At 39.1% G+C, this 20,814-nt stretch carries 19 protein-coding genes; 9 read left to right on the plus strand and 10 right to left on the minus strand.

Features of this window, described 5'->3' with window-relative positions:
* Window positions 1–10 precede the first annotated feature (10 nt).
* The 4 genes from IQ31_RS00785 (at window position 11) to IQ31_RS00800 (ending at window position 7,122) form a co-directional block, all read left to right on the plus strand.
* Window positions 11–2,110, plus strand: coding sequence for a heavy metal translocating P-type ATPase (locus IQ31_RS00785; RefSeq protein WP_145326811.1), 2,100 nt, complete (start codon window positions 11–13; stop codon window positions 2,108–2,110).
* Between the two features lie 163 nt (window positions 2,111–2,273).
* Window positions 2,274–4,838 carry a DNA gyrase subunit A gene (gyrA, locus tag IQ31_RS00790; protein ID WP_120334294.1) on the plus strand — a complete coding sequence of 855 codons (2,565 nt, stop codon included), beginning with the start codon at window positions 2,274–2,276 and terminating at the stop codon, window positions 4,836–4,838.
* Between the two features lie 8 nt (window positions 4,839–4,846).
* Window positions 4,847–5,947, plus strand: coding sequence for a tetratricopeptide repeat protein (locus IQ31_RS00795; RefSeq protein ID WP_070568880.1), 1,101 nt, complete (start codon window positions 4,847–4,849; stop codon window positions 5,945–5,947).
* A 2-nt stretch (window positions 5,948–5,949) separates the two neighbouring features.
* Window positions 5,950–7,122, plus strand: coding sequence for a tetratricopeptide repeat protein (locus IQ31_RS00800; RefSeq protein ID WP_075992766.1), 1,173 nt, complete (start codon window positions 5,950–5,952; stop codon window positions 7,120–7,122).
* A gap of 68 nt (window positions 7,123–7,190) precedes the next feature.
* Here the strand turns inward: IQ31_RS00800 and IQ31_RS00805 are convergent, their stop codons facing one another.
* Entirely contained in the window at window positions 7,191–7,628 is a 438-nt protein-coding gene (locus tag IQ31_RS00805; RefSeq protein ID WP_088161694.1) for an FKBP-type peptidyl-prolyl cis-trans isomerase, read from the minus strand.
* Between the two features lie 113 nt (window positions 7,629–7,741).
* Window positions 7,742–8,152 carry an OsmC family protein gene (locus tag IQ31_RS00810; RefSeq protein ID WP_145326812.1) on the minus strand — a complete coding sequence of 137 codons (411 nt, stop codon included), beginning with the start codon at window positions 8,150–8,152 and terminating at the stop codon, window positions 7,742–7,744.
* Window positions 8,153–8,332: 180 nt separating this feature from the next.
* Between IQ31_RS00810 and IQ31_RS00815 the strand changes: the two genes are divergently transcribed.
* Both IQ31_RS00815 and IQ31_RS00820 read left to right on the plus strand, forming a co-directional pair.
* A complete protein-coding gene (locus IQ31_RS00815; protein ID WP_088161696.1) occupies window positions 8,333–8,584 on the plus strand; it encodes a hypothetical protein in 252 nt (83 codons plus the stop codon).
* Between the two features lie 53 nt (window positions 8,585–8,637).
* Window positions 8,638–9,825, plus strand: a complete 1,188-nt coding sequence (locus tag IQ31_RS00820) for an MFS transporter (RefSeq protein WP_145326813.1) — start codon at window positions 8,638–8,640, stop codon at window positions 9,823–9,825.
* Window positions 9,826–9,924: 99 nt separating this feature from the next.
* On the opposite strand, the gene fabV is transcribed toward IQ31_RS00820, so the two are convergent.
* Window positions 9,925–11,127, minus strand: coding sequence for an enoyl-ACP reductase FabV (gene fabV, locus IQ31_RS00825; RefSeq protein ID WP_088161698.1), 1,203 nt, complete (start codon window positions 11,125–11,127; stop codon window positions 9,925–9,927).
* A 161-nt stretch (window positions 11,128–11,288) separates the two neighbouring features.
* Between fabV and IQ31_RS00830 the strand changes: the two genes are divergently transcribed.
* Window positions 11,289–12,227: a DMT family transporter gene (locus IQ31_RS00830; RefSeq protein ID WP_145326814.1), complete on the plus strand. Its 939-nt coding sequence runs from the start codon at window positions 11,289–11,291 to the stop codon at window positions 12,225–12,227.
* 7 nt (window positions 12,228–12,234) lie between these two features.
* On the opposite strand, the gene IQ31_RS00835 is transcribed toward IQ31_RS00830, so the two are convergent.
* The 4 genes from IQ31_RS00835 to IQ31_RS00845 all read right to left on the minus strand — a co-directional run bounded on the left by IQ31_RS00835 (window position 12,235) and on the right by IQ31_RS00845 (window position 15,530).
* Complete coding sequence (locus IQ31_RS00835) at window positions 12,235–13,761, minus strand: ABC transporter ATP-binding protein (RefSeq protein ID WP_342212498.1); 1,527 nt, start codon at window positions 13,759–13,761, stop codon at window positions 12,235–12,237.
* Window positions 13,704–14,024, minus strand: a complete 321-nt coding sequence (locus tag IQ31_RS27810) for a hypothetical protein (protein ID WP_244294282.1) — start codon at window positions 14,022–14,024, stop codon at window positions 13,704–13,706. Before IQ31_RS27810 ends, IQ31_RS00835 begins: the two co-directional genes overlap by 58 nt.
* A 151-nt stretch (window positions 14,025–14,175) precedes the next feature.
* Window positions 14,176–14,970 carry a S1/P1 nuclease gene (locus IQ31_RS00840; protein ID WP_208734067.1) on the minus strand — a complete coding sequence of 265 codons (795 nt, stop codon included), beginning with the start codon at window positions 14,968–14,970 and terminating at the stop codon, window positions 14,176–14,178.
* Window positions 14,971–15,095: 125 nt separating this feature from the next.
* Window positions 15,096–15,530 (minus strand): DUF4268 domain-containing protein, encoded by a 435-nt coding sequence (locus IQ31_RS00845; protein WP_244294284.1) that lies wholly within the window; start codon window positions 15,528–15,530, stop codon window positions 15,096–15,098.
* 126 nt (window positions 15,531–15,656) lie between these two features.
* On the opposite strand from IQ31_RS00845, the gene IQ31_RS00850 reads away from it, so the two are divergent.
* Window positions 15,657–16,193, plus strand: coding sequence for a lipocalin family protein (locus IQ31_RS00850; RefSeq protein ID WP_240199576.1), 537 nt, complete (start codon window positions 15,657–15,659; stop codon window positions 16,191–16,193).
* On the opposite strand, the gene IQ31_RS00855 is transcribed toward IQ31_RS00850, so the two are convergent.
* Both IQ31_RS00855 and IQ31_RS00860 read right to left on the minus strand, forming a co-directional pair.
* Complete coding sequence (locus IQ31_RS00855; RefSeq protein WP_075994821.1) at window positions 16,190–16,495, minus strand: hypothetical protein; 306 nt, start codon at window positions 16,493–16,495, stop codon at window positions 16,190–16,192. The genes IQ31_RS00850 and IQ31_RS00855 overlap by 4 nt on opposite strands.
* Before the next feature lie 151 nt (window positions 16,496–16,646).
* Window positions 16,647–17,951: an ammonium transporter gene (locus IQ31_RS00860; RefSeq protein WP_075992776.1), complete on the minus strand. Its 1,305-nt coding sequence runs from the start codon at window positions 17,949–17,951 to the stop codon at window positions 16,647–16,649.
* 288 nt (window positions 17,952–18,239) lie between these two features.
* On the opposite strand from IQ31_RS00860, the gene IQ31_RS00865 reads away from it, so the two are divergent.
* Window positions 18,240–19,292: an outer membrane beta-barrel protein gene (locus tag IQ31_RS00865; RefSeq protein WP_075992777.1), complete on the plus strand. Its 1,053-nt coding sequence runs from the start codon at window positions 18,240–18,242 to the stop codon at window positions 19,290–19,292.
* Between the two features lie 95 nt (window positions 19,293–19,387).
* Here the strand turns inward: IQ31_RS00865 and IQ31_RS00870 are convergent, their stop codons facing one another.
* The gene (locus tag IQ31_RS00870; RefSeq protein WP_145326815.1) at window positions 19,388–20,758 is read right to left on the minus strand and encodes an OmpA family protein; all 1,371 of its coding nucleotides are present in this window, start codon (window positions 20,756–20,758) and stop codon (window positions 19,388–19,390) included.
* Between the last annotated feature and the right edge of the window lie 56 nt (window positions 20,759–20,814).

Raw genomic sequence — 20,814 nt, forward strand, 5'->3', positions numbered from 1 at the left:
ATGCTATTAAATGAAGGAATCGAACGTGCAAACTGAACTTAACGTAAGCGGAATGCATTGTGCAAATTGTGCTATTTCAATCCACAAATACCTAGAAAACAACGGCGCTAAGGATATCTACGTCGATTTCGCCTCAGATGAAGTGAAATTTTCGGAGATCCCCATGAAACAAATACCTGTGCTGGTCAAAGGTATCGAGTCTTTGGGTTACAAAGTTATTTCGGGTAAGGATAAGAAGCCTAGCTTTTGGAAATCTATTGATTTTAAGTTCCTTTGCTGCCTCATCTTCACCATACCCCTGTGGAGCCACATGTTTATAGACTTACCCATTCTGCATGATCCCTATATCCAATTTGCGCTATGTGTCCCAGTTTATATCATTGGTTTTTCCTATTTTGGAATCAGCGCATTCCGTTCCATCTGGAACAAAATGCCCAATATGGATGTACTCATCTTTGTTGGATCTACAGCTGCTTTTAGCTATAGCCTCATTGGAACATATTATAATTTAGGGCATGATTACCAGTTCTACGAAACATGCGCAACAATTATAACATTGGTATTTCTGGGAAATGTCCTCGAAAAAAGAGCCGTTACCAAAACCACATCAGCAATCAAAGAGCTGGTTAAATATCAGGATATACCTGCTATTAAAATTGAAGACGACCAAGAAGTAGAGATATTAGCCCGAGATATTAAATCAGGTGATATTTTAAAGGTAAATTCCGGAAATCAGATACCTGCTGATGGCGATATTTTGGAAGGACAGGCTTGGGTGGACGAATCTATGCTAACCGGAGAAAGTCTACCTATTGAAAAACTCAAATATGATGCTGTCATTGGTGGTACCTTACTAACTGAAGGAAATATCAGAATCGTGGCGACCAAAGTTGGGTCTAAAAGTGTACTGTATCAAATTATTCAATTAATTAAAGATGCACAAAGTAAAAAGCCACCTATTCAAAAATTCGGTGATAAAGTAGCCGCATATTTCGTCCCAATAGTCGTTACGATATCATTTTTCACTTTTTTTATTACTTACTTTATTGCACAATTACCGCTCCAACAATCCCTCATGAATGCGATAGCTACACTTGTTGTATCTTGCCCATGCGCCATGGGGTTAGCAACACCTACAGCTGTCATGGTTGGTCTGGGAAGAGCCGCAAAAAAAGGAATACTGATCAAAGGCGGAAGCACCATTGAGGAGATGTCCGATCTCAAACAGATGGTATTTGACAAAACGGGCACCTTAACAACTGGCGATTTTAATATCAAAGCGATTCAGACCTTTGGTATTGAACAATCGCAAGTCGAATCGATCATAGCACAATTGGAGAGTTATTCGAGTCATCCGATTGCCAAGTCGATCCGAAAACAACTCAAGGAGATAAAATCTTACCGCATTATCTTTAAGGAAGTCAATGAAATAAAAGGGAAAGGGATATTTGCTACAGACACAAATGGTAATAACTATTCCATTTGCAATGCAAAACTTGGTGAAAAGGATTACTCCAATCGCTATGATCTTGCCTTAACAATCAATGGCGTTGTAATTGCTGGTATTGTATTGGAAGATCAGATTAAGCCTTATGCAAAGGAACTCATCCAATACCTCAAAGATAAAGGGATACGCCCTATTCTTTTGAGTGGGGATCGACAAAGTAAATGTGAACGCACAGCACAAAAGCTTGGTATTGCTGATGTATACTGGGATAAGTCGCCAGAAGAAAAACTAGAAATATTGTTCAAGCTCAAAAAGAATGGCCCTACTGCAATGGTTGGTGACGGTATCAATGACGCTCCGGCATTAGCTGCTGCCGATGTTGGCATCTCGCTCGGTGATTCGACACATATTGCTATTCAATCGGCAAAGGTGGTTTTATTAAACAATGATCTCAAATCCATTGAAAAGCTGCTAAAGATTGGTCACCATACCCTATTGACAATAAAACAGAATCTATTTTGGGCCTTCGCGTACAATATTGTGGCCATACCGCTTGCCGCTGTGGGCTTTCTCGGACCTATGCTTGCAGCCTTAAGCATGGCCTTTTCAGACTTAATTGTCATAGGCAATTCGATTCGGCTCCGCTTTAAAAAAATCAAATAAAAACGATACCCCATAAGTACCAAGACAATCCATAAAAGATTGTCTTTTTTGTGTATATTAGGGCTTAAATCATTCGCTTTTGAGGTTAAATTTTTGTAACTTCGCATGCGTAGCAAGCCAGTTTACAGGGCTTGCTTACTAGTTTTATTGAAACCAAATTCATATGGCTGAAGAAACAGAAAACGACAACAATCTTGTTCCGGCAAACGACCGGATTATCCCAATCAACATCGAGGATCAGATGAAGTCTGCCTACATTGACTATTCCATGTCTGTCATTGTATCAAGAGCACTTCCTGATGCCCGTGATGGCATGAAACCAGTACACAGACGTGTTCTTTATGGCATGCTGGACTTAGGGGTTACCAGTGGCAAGCCTTACAAAAAGTCTGCCCGTATCGTCGGTGACGTATTAGGTAAGTATCACCCACATGGTGATTCGTCCGTTTATGACACCATGGTTCGTATGGCTCAAGATTGGAGTTTACGCTACCCTTTGGTAGATGGTCAAGGTAACTACGGTTCCATTGATGGCGATCCACCTGCGGCGATGCGTTACACTGAGGCAAGATTAAAGAAAATTGCCGAGGAAATGCTATCCGATATCAACAAAGATACTGTTGATTTCCAAAATAACTTTGACGATTCCTTACAAGAACCAACAGTCCTTCCTACGCGTATTCCAAACCTCCTGGTAAATGGAGCTTCGGGTATTGCTGTAGGTATGGCTACAAATATGGCTCCGCATAACCTATCTGAGGTTATCGATGGTACAATTGCTTTTATTGATAATCGTGATATTGAGGTTCCAGAATTGATGCAGCACATCAAAGGCCCAGACTTCCCTACAGGTGCATTGATCTACGGCTATGCCGGGGTTCAAGATGCTTGTAATACAGGACGCGGTCGTATTGTCATGCGTGCAAAAGCTGAAATAGAGGCAACCAAGTCTGGAAGAGAGCAGATTATTGTTACCGAAATTCCCTATCAGGTGAACAAGGCGAATATGATCGAGCGTACAGCCGAACTGGTTAATGAGAAGAAACTAGAAGGTATCTCTGCCATCCGTGATGAATCGGACCGTACGGGTATGCGTATTGTATACGACATCAAACGTGATGCAAATGCAAATGTTGTTTTAAACAATTTGTTTAAATACACAGCGCTACAAACTTCATTTTCAGTAAACAATATTGCTTTAGTTAAAGGAAGACCAATGCTGTTGAATCTGAAAGATATGATTCATGAGTTTGTGGAGCATAGACATGATGTAATCGTTAGACGTACACGCTATGAACTGGCAGAAGCTGAAAAACGTGCTCATATTCTAGAAGGGTATTTAATTGCCTTAGATCATTTGGATGAAGTCATCAAATTGATCCGTAACTCGGATACACCAGAAGATGCACGCGTTGGATTAATGGAGAAATTTGGCCTGTCCGACCTTCAGGCTCGCGCGATCCTCGATATGACCTTACGTCGTCTAACAGGACTGGAACGTGATAAAATCAAAGAGGAATATGCTGAATTGATGAAAACAATTGACTATTTGAAATCGATATTGGAAGACGAAGAGCTTCGTATGAAAATTATCAAAGACGAGTTAATTGAAATCAAGGAAAAATACGGTGACGAACGTCGATCTCAGATTGTACACTCTGCTGAAGATATGCGTATGGAAGATTTTATTGATGATGAAGAAATCGTTATCACAATATCCCACAATAGTTACGTAAAACGTACACCATTATCCGAATACAAACGCCAAGGCCGCGGTGGTCGTGGATCAATTGGCACAAACACACGCGAAGAAGATTTTACCGAGCATATCATCACAGCCTCAGCACATAATTATATGCTGCTATTTACAGAGGCAGGTCGCTGTTTCTGGTTGCGTGCATTTGAGATTCCTGAAGGAAGCCGTACTTCTAGAGGTCGAGCACTTCAAAATATCATCAATGTTCCAAAAGAAGAAAAAATCAAGGCCTTCATCCTGGTGAAGAACTTGAAAGACCAAGAATATTTGGAAAACAACTTCATTATTATGTGTACCAAAAAAGGTACGATTAAGAAGACGTCGTTGGAAGCCTATTCTCGTCCAAGAGCAAACGGTATCAATGCCATCAATATTAATGAAGGCGATCAATTAATTGAAGCTTGTTTGACTACTGGAAGCAGTGAAATTGTCATGGCTCTCCGTTCTGGTCGAGCAATTCGTTTCAATGAATCTACAGTGCGTCCAATGGGCAGAACGGCAACAGGTGTACGTGGTATCACCTTGGGAGCTGAAAGTGATGAAGTGATTGGCATGATTAGTGTGAATGATTCGGAAACTACCGTGTTGGTCGTTTCTGAAAAAGGATACGGAAAACGGACAGATATCGAGGATTATCGCGTAACGAATCGTGGTGGTAAAGGTGTGAAAACAATCAACGTTACAGATAAAACAGGCGAACTCGTTGCGATAAAAGGCGTTACAGACAACGAAGATTTAATGATCATCAACAAGTCTGGTATTGTTATCCGTATTGCTGTGGAAGAATTAAGAGTAATGGGACGTGCAACACAAGGTGTAAGACTCATTAATTTAAAAGATAACGACGAGATCGCTTCTATTACGAAAGTCGATCGTGAAGAAGAATCTGAAGAAGAGTCTGAATTGACCGAAGAGTCAACGGAAAATGGCGATTCAACTTCTGAAGAAAACACGGACTCAAACGAAGAATAAATAGTCTAATGAAAAACTTACTGATATCATTGTTAATATCTGCAAGTAGTTTAACTGTTGTTGCCCAATCCAATCTGAAAGAGGGCAGCAACAGTTTTGCTTTATATACCAAAACTGGCGAATTTAAAAATCTTGAAAATGCGCGAAAGTTTGCAGACGCCGCCTTCCAATCGAAGAAAGATTCGGCTTCTGTCAACAATAACCTTTTAAGAGCATTGGTATATAGCTCCTTGGCAGTTGCAGATTCAACAAGGAAGCAGCCATATAAAATGGATCCTATCGACGTATCCATCAAATCACTTAAGCTTCTGGATCAAAAAAAAGCACGTCGAAACTTTCCTGCAGAGATGGACTATATTCGTCAAAATCTTGCTGGAGCCATCTCCTATCAGGGAGCTTTGGCTTTAAAAGATGGCAAGTTTGACAAAGCGTATAAAGCTTACCTTCGAATAGATTCACTTGGCTTCAAAAATAATGATCTCAAATATAATCTGGCCGTACTCTCCGGCAAGAATAAAGATTATATGAATTCGATCAAATATTATGACGAACTCATTAAAAGTGAACATCCAAAACCTAATTACTTTCTTGAATTGGCACAGATTTATTCGCTCGGAGGTACTAAACAGGATGTCTTGAACGTTCTTGAAAAAGGACATGCTATATTTCCTGAAAATAAACAGATACTTTTTAGATTAATTGATGTGTATTCAGCCAATAATTCTTATGACGCTATCTTAAATGTCATTGCTGATGCCATTCGTTTAGAACCTGAAAATGTCGAACTGAACTATATTGCGGGCTATTCTTATGAAAACGCCAATGATATAAAACGAGCGAAAGAGTATTATAATAATGTATTGCGGTTGGATCCGAATAATTATGAATCTAATCTTGCATTAGGACTAATTAATCTGGAGACTTTATTAAAGGAACCTTCCAACCAAGATATACAAGAGTTGACCATCGAGTATTTGTTGAAGGCAAATGAGATTAAGCCTTATGATGTCAATGCGCTTAAAGCTTTGGCTAAATATTATAAGCTTATTGATGACGCATCACAATTAGACAGAGTGAATTTATTATTGAATCAATTAACAGTTAAATAGATATGAATTTAAAATCTCTATTATTATTAGCAGCAATAGGTACTGTATCTACCTCAGTTTCTTTTGCGCAGACGGGTAATGTTAAAAAGGCGAAGTCAGCCCTAGCGAAATTCCAAGAATTGAAAGACGCTGGTACAGTTCAATTGGGTATCTCCAATTTGAAATCGGCGAAAGAAGCTATTGACGCAGCTGTTGTCAATGACAAAACAAAAGATAATGCTGAAGCATGGACAGTATATGCATTGGTAAATGCAAATCTATCAACAATAGATAAGTCATCTGAATTAGCGAAATTAGCTGAGGACGGAATTGCCAGAGCAAAACAGCTCGATACAGATGGTGCAAATAAAGCGAATATTACTGTTGCAGAACAAATTCTGGGACAATATAACTTCAATTTGGGTGCAGAAGCCTATCAAGCACAAAAATATGCTGAGTCTTACAGCTCCTTTACAAAAGCATTGACATACCTTCCTGGAGATACATTAGTTACTTATTACAGTGGCGTTGCAGCACTATCAAACAAAGATTATAAGAATGCTGTGGAACGTTATAAAGAACTAATTCCAAGAAAAGATTTCTCTTCGCATAAAACGATTATGGTCGATTTACCTAAATTGTACCTCTCTATGCAAGATACGACTTCAGCACTTGAATATGCAAAAAAAGCAGCTGAAGCTTATCCAGATGACAATGCAGCAATGACTCAAAACATCGAATTGAATTTGATTACAGGTCATGAAAAAGAAACAATTGATGCCATTACAGCACAATTAGCAAAAGATCCAAACAATAAAAGCTTAAATTATTACTTAGGTATTGCCCAATCTTCAGCAAAAAATGAGGATGCAGCAGTTGCAGCATACAAAAAGGCTTTGGAAATCGACCCTAACTTTTTTGAAGCAAATACAAATTTGGCGATCACGTTGATGAACAAAACACGTGAAAAATTAAATGTTGTTAATAATAACAGAAAATTGACGCAGGCACAATATGATGCAGAATTAAATAAGATTAAAGCAGAATTAAAGCCAGTGCTTCCGTACTTGGAGAAAGCAGTTTCTTTGCAGCCCAAAAATGTAGATGCTTTAACGAATTTAAAGAACTACTATATTTTTATGCAAGACGAAGCTAAAACTGCAGAAATCAATGCTAAAATCAAAGAAGTAGAATAAAAAAATAAACTTTCATAAAAAAGCCCGCATAATAAGATGCGGGCTTTTTTATGAAAGTCTTTTTTGTGTTAAGCTAAAATGGCAATCAACTCAATCTGAAATATCAACGTACATTCCCCTCCTTTTCGAGGTAACAATTCTTCCTTTCCATAAGCCAGCTTTGGTGGAAGACACACTTCCCAGATTGACCCAACAGGCATCATTGAAATCGCTTCTTGCCAACCGACTATGAGTTCATTGATATAAAACGTTTCGGGACGCTTCCGCTTATACGAACTATCGAATACGGTTCCGTCTAAAAGCTCGCCTTTATAATGACAGATAACTTTCGCGGACTTTTTGGGAATCTGCCCCGCCCCCTTTGTTAATACCTTATAGTGCAAACCCGAGGCACATACAACAGCTCCATCTTGTTGTGCATACTTTTCCAAAAAGACCTTTCCTGCCTCCAGATTCTTTTCCGCAAGCGCTGCTGAACTTAACTTATTTTTCTTTCTCTGAACCAAAACTCAATTGATTAAAATTCAATATTGCTAATTATTTATGATATTCTCAAAATAACAGCTTTTTCTCCTTTTTACGAAAAAAGACCGGGTTTTTGTTCAATACTGTACCTTTATCAGCGTAGCTTTGCATCTAAGGTTTTCTCGAAACTGAACGCCTTACTCACAGGACAGTTTTCCTTTGCTTTATGCGCTATTGTTTGAAACTCAGCTTCTGTAATCGTTGGGACCTTTCCTTTCAGCTCCAGTTCAGATCGCACAATTGAACCATTTTCGAAAACAATTGTCGACACTGTCGTTAATTCCTCGGGAACAAAACCAGACTCAGAAAGATAAGCGCTCAATTGCATGGTGAAACATCCAGCATGCGCTGCTGCCAATAATTCTTCGGGATTTGTCCCAATACCATTTTCAAAACGTGTCGAAAATGAATATTGCGTATGATCCAACGCTGTACTGTCTGTAGTCAGACTACCTTTTCCTTCTTTCAAATTGCCATTCCATTGGGCTGTTGCTTTTCTTCTCATGTTTTCTACGATCAATTATTCAATTTAATTTTTCCTATGTCAATTTCTCCTGTCGCGTTTCTAACTTTTCAGGTATCTTTTATAGAACAAAGAGTCGATCAAAAAGTTGTACACTATTGAATAAATTGATGTCGCATTTTAGACAGCGCTTACGTTAACACTTGTATTAAAACTAAACTCATGAATAAACTATTGTACCTTTTTATCTTTGTAATTGCGTTCACTTCATGTAAAACTCGTCAAGTCAAAGAACAGGCTTTAATACAAGACTGTCCTGAAGAGAAGATTGTTAATAAAATCCCCGGTCCTCCAGTAAAGGGTGAATCTGAAAAAGTTTACTATATCTATCAAGGCAAAAGAATTTCACCAAAACAATTTGATCAAGAATGGCTCGAAAAAAATTGTGATATTAAAGAGACAGTTGTTTATTGATTTTATTTCTAAAAACAAGCACAAAGACGTAATTTCGCCTAAAATTTTTTATAATGACAATTTCTCTTCGGGAGGTCAATCAAAAGATTTTAGGCTATGTCTCTTTAACTTTCCTTGGTTATTTCACAATCGGCCTATCGCTTGCAACCCTTCCCATCTTTATTCATCAAACTTTAGGATTTAATACAATTATTGCGGGATTGGTCATTAGTGTTCAGTATGTCGCTACATTCTTACTCCGCGGTTATGCAGGAAAAATTGTAGACACCAAGGGTCCCAAGATTTCAGTTTCGCGCAGCATGTTATTTTTTGCATTATCAGGACTCCTTCTGCTCCTTGTTTTTTTATTTAAATCACAGCCTTTTATCAGTTTAGGGCTTCTGCTTATTACCCGTTTGTTTACTGGAATTGGAGAGGGGCTGGTGGGTGCGAGCCCTATAAATTGGGCATTAATGGAACTCGGCGATGAACATGCCGCAAAAGCAATTTCTTTCAACGGAATAGCCAGCTATGGTGCATTGGCAATTGGTGCACCCTTAGGTGTTTTGATGGTGGATCATATCAATTACGAAGCTTTAGCTCTACTTACCAGTGCAGTTGGCCTCCTTGGTTACTTTTATTGCCGCGCTAAAACACCCTACCAAGTCGCACGTAAAAAGGCTGAAAAAGTGAGTTTTAAACGCGTATTGCTTTTAGTAGCGCCCTTTGGAATCTGTCTTGCTCTAGGAGGTCTAGGCTTTGGCAGTATCTCCACTTTTATGACGCTTTACTATGAACATTTCAATTGGCAAAATGGCGCAGCTTGCTTAACTATATTTGGCGTATTCTTCATTTTAACACGGCTTATTTTCAATAAGGTTATTGACCAATATGGCGGGCTTAAAGTTGCTTTAGTGAGTCTTTTCGTTGAAACATTAGGTCTCATGGTTATCGCAGTGGCTATTGATCCATTATGGACCCTATTGGGCGCAGCATTAACGGGTTTTGGCTTCTCACTGGTATTTCCAGCGCTTGGTGTCGAAGCCATTAAGCGGGTAGATCAAAGTCAACAAGGCTCTGCTCTGGCTGCTTACGGACTATTTATAGACATTTCACTAGGTATCACAGGCCCTTTAATTGGCTTTGTGGCCAATAATATGGGTATGACAGCGATATACCCATTTAGTACCATTATAGTCTCTATTGGTTTTGCCGTTGTTGGAAACCTACTCTATCAAAAGCGGCGGGAGCTGACACCATAGTCTCCCAAACATATAAACATAGCATCAAAGATATACCTACAAAAAGAGCGGATAATGTTTAAACATTATCCGCTCTTTTTGTAGGTATATCCGTTAAAATTAACCTTCAATACTAGGTACACCAACAACTTCATTGGTATCAGCGTTGTAATCGATACCGTCGAAATTGAAACCGAACAAATTGAAAAACTCGTTACGGTAACCTTCAATGTCTGAAATTTCGGCTAAATTTTCAGTTGTTGCTTTCTCCCATAATGCTGCAACTTCAGCCTGAACATCTTCACGCATTTCTAAGTCATCAACACGGATACGACCTTTGTCATCAAGCAATACCTTTCCGTCAGCGGTATAAAGTCGCTCAGCAAACAAACGTTGCATTTGTTCAATTGTACCTTCGTGAATACCTTTTTCCTTCATAACTTTATACAATAAAGAAATGTATAAAGGAACAACTGGAATAGCTGAACTTGATTGTGTAACCAAGGCTTTATTCACCGATACATAGGATACACCATTAATATCGCTCAAAATCGCGTTTATTGCAGGCACTGTTCCTTCTAAATCATCCTTTGCACGACCAATCGTACCATTACGGTAAATTGGATAAGTAAGTTCAGGACCTATGTAAGAATAGGCAACTGTTTTTGCTCCTTCAGCTAACACACCAGCAGCTTTAAGATCTTCGATCCAAAACTTCCAGTCTTCTCCACCCATAACAGCTACAGTATTCGCAATATCTTCTTCATTTTCAACAGGCTGAATGGTAATGTCTGAAATTACACCTGTATGAAAATCTACCGTTTTGTTGGTAAAAGGTTCTTGTATCGGTTTCAAAACAGAAGCGTGTGCTACGCCAGTTTTTGGATGCGTACGACGTGGTGATGCCAAACTATAAACCACTAGATCAACCTGTCCTAGATCCTTTTTAATAAGTTCAATAGTTTGTTTTTTCACTTCGTCCGAAAAAGCATCGCCATTGATACTTTTGGCATATAATCCCGCCTCATGGGCTTCTTTCTCAAAAGCTGCCGAATTGTACCATCCAGCAGTTCCTGGCTTGCCTTCTGCTGCAGGTTTTTCAAAAAATACACCGATTGTAGCAGCTCCAGAACCAAATGCTGCAGAAATCCGAGATGCAATACCAAATCCAGTAGAAGCACCGATTACCAATACTTTCTTTGGACCATTCGCGATCTCACCTTTGGATTTCACGTATTCAATTTGATTTTTAATGTTTTGCGCAGCCCCTTGTGGATGCGAGGTTAAACAAATAAAACCTCTAGTTCTTGGTTGTATAATCATCTTGATTAATTTTCTTACTACTTGTTTTATTGATTAGGCAAAATAAGGAATTTTAAATGAGAAAATCGCGATAAAAATCAATTAGTTTTTGTTTCATTTCCATTTGAACGGACATTTGCTTACTTTCACAAAGTTAAGTATACATCGCACTCCTTTTATTTATGCCAATCCAATTTACAATAAAAAAGAATAAAAAAAATGCACTTTTTTTAGGAACGCTAGCTGCATTATTTTTTGCCAGCACCTTCGTTCTAAACCGAATTATGGCAGTCTCCGGTGGAAGTTGGCAATGGACAGCCTCTTTACGTTTTATTTGGATGCTTCCAATCTTACTTATCATTGTTGCCATAAGAGGAAACCTCATCGATTTACTCAAAGAAATCAGATCCAACCGTTGGCAATGGCTTCTTTGGAGTACGATCGGATTCGGGCTATTCTATGCAACACTTACCTATGGCGCAAATTATGGCCCATCTTGGCTCGTAGCTAGCACCTTCGAATTCACCATTATAGCCGGCATGTTTATTGGTCCGCTACTTGATAAAAAAGGGCAACGAAAAAGCATTTCAAAAGCTTCACTCCTCTTCTCCATCCTTATTTTTTTAGGTATTCTTTTGATGCAAATTTCAGAAGCTCAATCAACCTCCTTAAACACAATGCTATTGGGAACCATCCCGGTGTTGATCGGCGCTATTGCCTACCCCTTAGGTAACCGTAAAATGATGAAAATATCGAACAATAGATTGGATGCTTTTCAACGTACACTCGGCATGACACTCTGTAGTATGCCATTTTGGATTATCCTGAGCCTATTTGGCTATTTAGATAATGGCCTGCCCACTGATAGTCAACTTTTCCAAACCTTTTTAGTAGCCATTTGTTCGGGAGTGATTGCCACACTTTTATTTTTCTCAGCTACCGATTTCGTTCATCAGGACCATAAAGCATTGGCAGCTGTAGAGGCAACACAGGCTATGGAAGTCATTTTTACGTTGGTTGGCGAAATTCTTATCCTGCAGGCGGCGCTTCCAAATGTATATTCCTGTATTGGTATTGTCATGGTGGTCATTGGTATGATTTTACATAGTCGCACAAGTTAATAATACCTCACCTTTCATCTGCTTGTAATGTTCTGCTTATTTTACTCAGGTTTAAACTATTGGCCATTGCTGAGAAAATATCATAATAAGTTCCTTTATGTGCGTATAGATCTTCATGTTGCCCTTTCTCCACCACCATTCCCTTTTCCATAACCACAATGGCATTGGAATCGATGATCTGAGAGATACTATGGGAAACGATAATTACTGTACGGTCTTTCTTTATGGCATCCAAACTATTTTTAATCTGTTCGGTCGCGATGGCGTCCAAATTAGCCGTAGGCTCGTCGAGAAAAATAATCGGTGGATTTTTTAAAAATAAACGGGCTATGGCGATCCGCTGCTGTTGGCCCCCTGATAGTGACTGCGCATCTGAATCATAACCTTTGGGCAGATCCATAATCTGCTCATGAATATAGGCTTTCTTGGCTGCTTCAATAATTTCTTCCCTAGAACTTCCCATCTTACCATACTCGATATTTTCAAAGATAGTCCCTTTAAAAATATGATTACGCTGCAAAACCATACCGATATGTCGACGGAGAAACGCTGTATCATACTTTGCCAGATCTACCCCATCCAAAAAAATTTGGCCACTGCTAGGTTCATAAAATTTATCCAATAAGTTGATAATCGTGCTTTTCCCGGCCCCACTCAGCCCCACTAAAGCTGTGATTTCATTCGGCTTGATCTCAAAATTCACGTCCTTTAAAGCAACGGTTCCATTTGGATATTCAAAAAATACATTCCGTAACGCCAAATGTCCTTGAATATGTGCTGGCTTATAATCACCCTTTGATTCAATATGCTCGTCAGATTCCAAAATTTCGAAGAAAGATTCTGAATAGATCAGGGCATCGTTTACCTCATCATAAATACGGTGCAACTGACGTATCGGCGCCGAAACGTTATTAAATAACATGATATGAAACATAATCGCACCAATAGTAATTTGGCCAGAGAGAACAAGATAAGCTGTTAAAACGATGATAATGACGACAGCAATCTGTTCGACAAAATTTTTAATGCTATCATAAAGAAAACTCGTTTTTCGAGTTTCCATTTGATTCTCCGTCATTTCAAATTGGATCTTTTCATGACGTTTAGCTTCTTCTGGCTCCCGAACGAATGATTTAATTACTAAAATTGAATCGATCAAACTAATGATCCGGTTATTTTTCGACTCCCTGTAATTGCGCATCTGCCGCCTAAAGCCTGTCAACTTGGAGGCTTGAGTCTGACTAATATAAAGGTACAAAGGAATAACAGCCACTCCCACCAGCCCTACATATACATTAGCATAGAACATACAGATTAATGCTATGATTGCATTTGCAAACAAAGGCAGAATATCAATAAAGAAATTTTGGACTAAACGTGTCAACGAGCTAATACCGGCGTCTATTCGGGTAGCCAATTTTCCACTTTCATTATCACTTGAGGTATAAAAGGCTAACTTATAGGTTAAAATGCGGTTTACAATGGATTGAGAGAAGTCCCGTGCGTATAAATTCGAAGTTTCTCTCCGTAAAATTTCTGACCAAACTGAACAAAAGCGTAGACAATTTCTTTAATTAACAAAATAATACTGATCATGCCCACTAGATACATGCCTTTTGATAAGGGTTCTTTGGCGACCATCAGATCATTAATCCGATCGACGGTATAACGTAAAATAAAAGCGTTTATTTGCGCAGCAAAAGACCCCACTACCGTTAATAGCAAGGTATAAATAATCAACTGACGATAAGGTTTGGCAAAGGGAACAATTTTTTTAAATAATTGCGGGATAGTCATTGAAATTGATTTTAATATAGAGGAAACAACTAATCTAGGGACATTGTTTAAATGAAAGCATAAAATCAATGTGATCGCAATGACATACTACGACAAAAAAGGCGTATCGTTTCAGGATACGCCTTTTTAATAATTTATGGTAGCCGTAATATTAACCAAAAATTCGGTTTAATACTTTAGCTAGCCTTAAGCCACCTTTTAGCATACATTGCTCCATAATATCCTTGTTTTGATAAACATAGGAGTACGATAAATTGGCATTATTAGCTACGTCAGCGTAAATCTTTTCAGCCAATTGATTTGACTCATACAACCAGTTAGCGAGCTCTCCAGCTGCCAGCTGTTCATTCTCTTTTTTGTTATTCACATCTAAAACAGTTGCAAACTCGGTATAACTATACTTCTCATTGTCTACCAAATCACTATCCCAAACACGGTGAATATTTGATTTTTTTCCAAACCAGCTTACTTCAATCTTATTACCACCTTGATCCTCGGCACGGCTAACATGCATGGGTTGATGCGCATCGCCCAGAATATGGATCAAGAAATACAGGTTTTGCTTTTGTTGATCCATTGGAATAGTCTTATCTGCAAAGGATTTCTCAATACGGAGCGCTGTCTTATACAGATTCTCATCAGCTGAATTTTCTAAACCCAATTGAAAATCGGCCCAGGGTAAATTTGAGTTTAAATTTATAAAATGAGAATTCCCCAGTTTTTTAAATTCAGGATTGGGATCTGATTTGATAAAATCCCCCCAGTTGGCCCAATAGGCCAGCTTTTGCTGTCCAATAATTTTTCCAATATTCTTTTTGGCTTTTTTAGTCAAATGGCGTTCCGCAATTTCAGCCACGACACGATGCCCTGTTGTCCCCCACGCAAATACCGAAGAAAGTTGAAAACACAATGCCATTGCCAGCAAACCCTTGATCATTTTTCTCATTAGATTGTTGTTTTAAATGATGACGAAGCTCCTACCTGTTAGAAAAACGCCGTTCGCTCCCACAAACTGGAGTTGAAAAGCGGAATCAGACCTGTAATAACTCATCTTACTATACTGAATGTTAATTATTTGAAAATATCGAACGTATACTTAGCCGAAGACCAAAACTCATCCAAAGCAATTATTCGAGGCTTAAAAAAAGAAATGAGCTCGGCCCAGTCATCCTCTTTAAAAACACTGTAACCGGTTAAGCTTGTATAGATCCGACAAATCGGCTTTCCATATTCGTCCATTCCGTCCATATCCCAAATCCACTCTTCTTCAAGAAGATCCTGCAACAATGCTTTAAACTGAAGAAATTGTTCTGCCATTAATGCCCTGAGCCCAGCATCAGGTTGGGACCACTGTATCGCAATAGTTGCCAGCTTCTTATCCGCATCCATTCTGAAGTATAAATGCTTAATACCTGTCCTGTAGTTAATCCAATTTGCCTTCTCCCCATCTGCCGATGCATGTAAAGCCATAAATTGTCCAAACTTCGTCCAGAATAACTGTTTCAATTGTTTTATCTCTTCCCTTGAATACACCGATACAAATTTTTAGTCAACAAAATTAGTAAAATAGCTCGGTATGTCTAAACCTTATTGGTATCAAAATTGTTGTTTTAACAATAAACATATTCGAAGATGAACATGGATAAGAAAAAATCACTGTTACTATTAACTGGCATAGCACTTGGGGCTGTGGCTTATAACGCCTTTAAACCTGTCGTCTCGCGACCTGATGTCGTGGATCCATTTGATTTGGATAAATATCTTGGAAAATGGTTTGAAATAGCCAGACTCGACTTCTATTGGGAAAAAGGCTTAAGTCAAGTTTCCGCAGAATATAGCAAAAATAAAAATGGCACAATACGTGTCAATAACCAAGGGTACTCCGAAGACAAAGAACGCTGGAAACAGTCTATCGGAAAAGCCAAATTTGTCAACAGCCCCAATGAAGGCGCACTTAAAGTATCGTTCTTTGGTCCTTTCTACAGTGGATATAATATTGTAAAAATAACGCCGGATTATAAATACGCACTCGTTTTTGGTGACAATCTAGACTATATGTGGATTTTAGGCCGTGAGACAGAGATTCCAGATAAAATCAGAAATGAATTTTTAACCTATGCCCTGCAATGTGGCTATGAAACCGGCGATCTTGTATGGACCAAACATTAGTCGAAGATCGGAGCTAATAGCGGGTAGTTTAACGTCTTGTCCTGTGTGAGTACATCAGCTATTTCCTCAATATCTTCCGGCGTGATTGCATTTCTGATACCTGCATTGTAGAGATTTACAAGAAATAGGGCACCAGCACGTTTTTCGTTGAGTGGCAAAATTGAACTCCCGACATAAAAATTTAATACAGATACTGCATAATCACCAAACACGTTAAAACCGAAATCACCATTTTTCTGTAGGCAATAACGCATCATTTTTTCAAAATCAGAACGCAAAGTATCTTTAATCTCAGTAGTCATGAAAATCTTTTTAGAGGCACAGGTACTCGAAATAGCGCATAGCATCATACACTTCTCTCCTGGCAGGACAAAAATGCAAAAAATATCCCAAACAATGTACCGCTAAGCAGTAGATTGTTTGGGATAAACTATGCGTTATGCTGCGACTAGGTTACAATGCTTCTGCATGTTGAGAAACATCCAAACCAAGCTCTTCATCTGTCTCTTCGACGCGTAATGGAGCAATAAGATCGGTGATCTTCAATAGCACAAGTGAACCAACGAAGGCAAAAAATGACACGGCAAATAGTGCGACCATATGGACAAAAAACAACTTCGTTTCGCCAAAAAATAAACCATTGTCCACAACAACAGGATTAATGTTATGATGGGCAAACACACCGGTAAGTACCATACCAACCATGCCACCTACCCCATGACAAGGGAATACATCCAAGGTGTCGTCGATACTTGTTTTACTTCTCAGATATACAACCAGATTACTAACCAACGCGCCAACCAAGCCAATGATCATCGCATGTGGAATACTGACAAAACCAGCTGCTGGTGTAATCGCAACCAAACCAACAACGGCACCGATACATGCCCCCATTGCTGAAGGTTTCTTTCCACGTATGATATCAACAAATATCCATGCCATGGCGGCCATTGCTGATGCTGTAGTCGTTGTCGCAAAAGCGTAAGCTGCCAAAGAATTTGCTCCACCAGCTGAACCTGCATTAAATCCAAACCAGCCAAACCACAAGAGTGCTGTACCTAATATCACGTAGCTTATGCGCGCCGGATTATGAATTTGCATTTTACGTCCTTTTAAATAAATCGCTGCTGCCAATGCTGCCCAACCTGCCGACATGTGCACAACTGTACCCCCGGCAAAATCAAGAACACCAAATTTTGCTAATATACCTTCAGGGTGCCAAGTAGCATGTGCCAACGGCATATAAATAAAAATACTGAACAGAATAATGAATAGCATAAATGAATTAAAACGAATACGTTCCGCAAAAGCCCCCGTAATCAATGCTGGTGTGATAATCGCAAACTTTAATTGAAACATCGCAAACAAAACCAAAGGTATAGTGGGAAGCGCTCCCCAAGCGACATTCCCTAATGTACCTTTCATCATAAAAAATGTACGCGGATCACCGACAATACCACCGATATCATCGCCGAAAGCCAAACTGAAGCCAACAATGACCCAGAGGATTGTCATTAAACACATACATATAAAGCTTTGCATCATCGTTGAAATTACATTCTTCTTGCTAACCATACCGCCATAAAAAAAGGCAAGTCCAGGTGTCATAATTAACACCAATGCAGAAGAAGTTAACAACCAGGCCGTATCTCCCGTATCAAATTCTGCCTTGTTTAAATCAGACAAGTCGATGGACGGAAATACAAGTCCCAATACTCCCAAAAGAACTAGAACAATGAGTGGAATAATTTTTTTCATTTGTTTAAACTGATTAGTGTTTTCAATATATTAATAAAATTGTTAAAAAAATACAAGAACAAAACAAAAACCTACTTTCCCTTATAATTTTTTCAAATATAAACTCTTTTTGTTAAAAAAATACTATGTCATTTTATTTTTTATGATTTTTTTTACATAATTTCACAAAAACAAACACAAAAACCATAATTACCAATTAATTTTTAAACAAAAACCAATACAAAACAGATAAAACAAAAGAATTAAGCCTTAAAAAATCAAACAAATCAAACTTAAACCAAAAAAAACATGAAAAAACTTCTAACAACCATCTTTTTATCACTATTTCTAATAAAAACAGCGACATCACAAGAAGAAACAAAAGAAAAAGGGATAGAAATATCCGGATCAGTGGATACCTATTGGAAATATGATTTTCAAAACAAACCTAACATCAACACCTATTTTACCGAAGACAACAACTCCGTCTCTATTGGGATGGTGGATTTGGCTGTAAAAAAGAAGTTTAAAAAAGCATCATTTGTCGGAGAATTATCTTTTGGCCCCAGAGGGCAATATCGATCCATTATGAATGGCGACGGCCAGGCTGGCGACGACAAAAACAGTTTTCATATCCAAAATCTATATGTAGGCTATGATCTAACCGAGAAACTCAATCTTACTGCAGGATTCATGGGAACATTTGTGGGTTTTGAAGTGATATCACCAACCTACAACTTCCATTATTCAACTTCTTATTTATTCGGCGCCGGCCCATTTCAAGACGCTGGTTTAAAAGCTACGTATAGTTTCTCAGATAAAGTGGCTTTAATGGTCGGACTATTTAACGACTGGAATGTCTATCAAGATATGAACGGAGTTTCCCATGTCGGCTCCCAACTAGCCTATACCCCCAATGATAAAAGCAGCTTTTATCTCAATTTCCTGACAGGATCCTCTGCTGGCGGTAAAACCAATTACAGCTCTGGAACCTTGGTCGATCTCGTTGCTAATTATGACTTCACCTCCAAATTTTTCCTTGGTTTAAATGCTACAAATTATAAAAAGAGAGATGGTGGGGGTTACTCTGGAGTAGCACTTTACCCTAGAATTCACTTTTCAGAACATTTCGGCCTAGGATTACGCGAAGAGTTTTTCCAAACGCATAAAGAGGAAGAAAATGGAATCCCTAGTTCCAATATCCTCGCAACCACATTGACAGCAGAATATAATTACCATGGATTCAAATTTATTCCCGAAATCAGAATTGACAAAGGAAATACCGAACGATTCATCAAAAACGATCTAAGCCCAACCAAATCTGCAGGACAATTTCTGTTGGCCTGTGTCTACAGTTTCTAAACAACATTGCATTACACATAAAAGGAAAGAGCAGGTTCCAGTGGAATCTGCTCTTTTTTATTTTCACAGCGGTCTAGTTATGCTGCACAAAGCAATTATCGAACACTTATCGAAACATGCCGATCCATAATACGATCAGATTCTGGCGCATCGGCCTTATACTTAGCAAACTGTGAGCCGTACCCCTCTGCACCTATCACCTGTTTGGAAAGCTGCTCTTTACTCAGGTAATCCTTTACAGCCGTTGCCCGCTCAAGCGATAACTTTTTATTAAAATCCTCATTGCCCGTTTTGTCGGTATAGCCACCGATCTTAATATTAGCTGCAGGAAAAGCCTTTAATATCGCTGCAAGATTACTTAGTTGCACCTGACTTTCAGGCAGTACCTCGGCTGTACCTGTTTTGAAATTCAGGTTATCGAAATCAAACCAGGTATTTTTCAGGGAATCTTCACCCATCGATTTATAATCGGATTTTAAAAATTGGACCAAGTGATCCTCTATCCCGCCTTTAAAAGCAGCAAGTTTGACACCGTTTGGTAGGATGACCTCCGTTTGCTCGCGCTCGACCATACCGGAACCCGTTTTCATAGTATCTGACTCTACCGTTGTCTTATTTACACTGGTGTCGGTAGCACCGTCTTGCTTGCTTCCACTACAGCCTTTTCCAAATAAAAACCAAAGTGCAGCCAATACGACCAGGGCGATTAAAATCTTCCACCAACCGCCACCCGAACCGGTTCCAGCGATTGCTGCCCTGGACTCTTCCGCTCTTGGCAGTGACAAGGGCTCTTTATGTGCTTCCAGTTCATTTGCCGGATTAATGGGTATTGACTTATGACTATCCACCTCCTTAGCAACATCAGCAGGAATTGCATGTTCAGTCGCGGATTCTTCCGGTGCAGAAAAATGCGCACCATCAAAAAGCTTCCCAAAGGCGCCTAAGCCTAACCCAGCTGGAACAGCAGCAGCAAAAGCGGTTTTATTTTCCTCCAAAACATGACCGATACGATCAAAATCCCAATTTTGGCCCTTATTTGTTAGACTGGAGAATATCGCGGGCAAAGAAAAATTCATTAATTTCCCAATGGAACTGCCATCATACCCCAAATAACCGGCAACAGTACTCAAAACAGTATCCAGACCGTCACCAAATATTGATCCCAATAAACCCTGAGCATTCTCGCCTTTCACAGCAGGATCCCCTGCGGGCTCATCTGCTTTGGTCACACTACCGAGAAGCTCGTGGAAATCAAAATTCGCAAAGTGCTGCTTAGCCCTTTCAAGTATCTCCGAAATCCCACTACCGGAATCGGAATGCTGGCTTAAACCTAAAAACAAGGCGGGAATTGTTACATTCAAACCCTGCTTTACCCCCTCTTTATCCTGATTTAAAACTTGCCCTATCTGAGCGACCGCCTCTTCGTCAAAAAAGTCCTTCGCCCCTTTTAAAAGCTGATTTTCCATAATCTTTGTTTATTTATAGTTTATATAAAACTCTAACAAACAAAGGTTTAATTTGT

The sequence above is a fragment of the Sphingobacterium siyangense genome, assembly GCF_007830445.1.
In the GTDB taxonomy this organism is placed as follows: Bacteria; Bacteroidota; Bacteroidia; order Sphingobacteriales; family Sphingobacteriaceae; genus Sphingobacterium; species Sphingobacterium siyangense.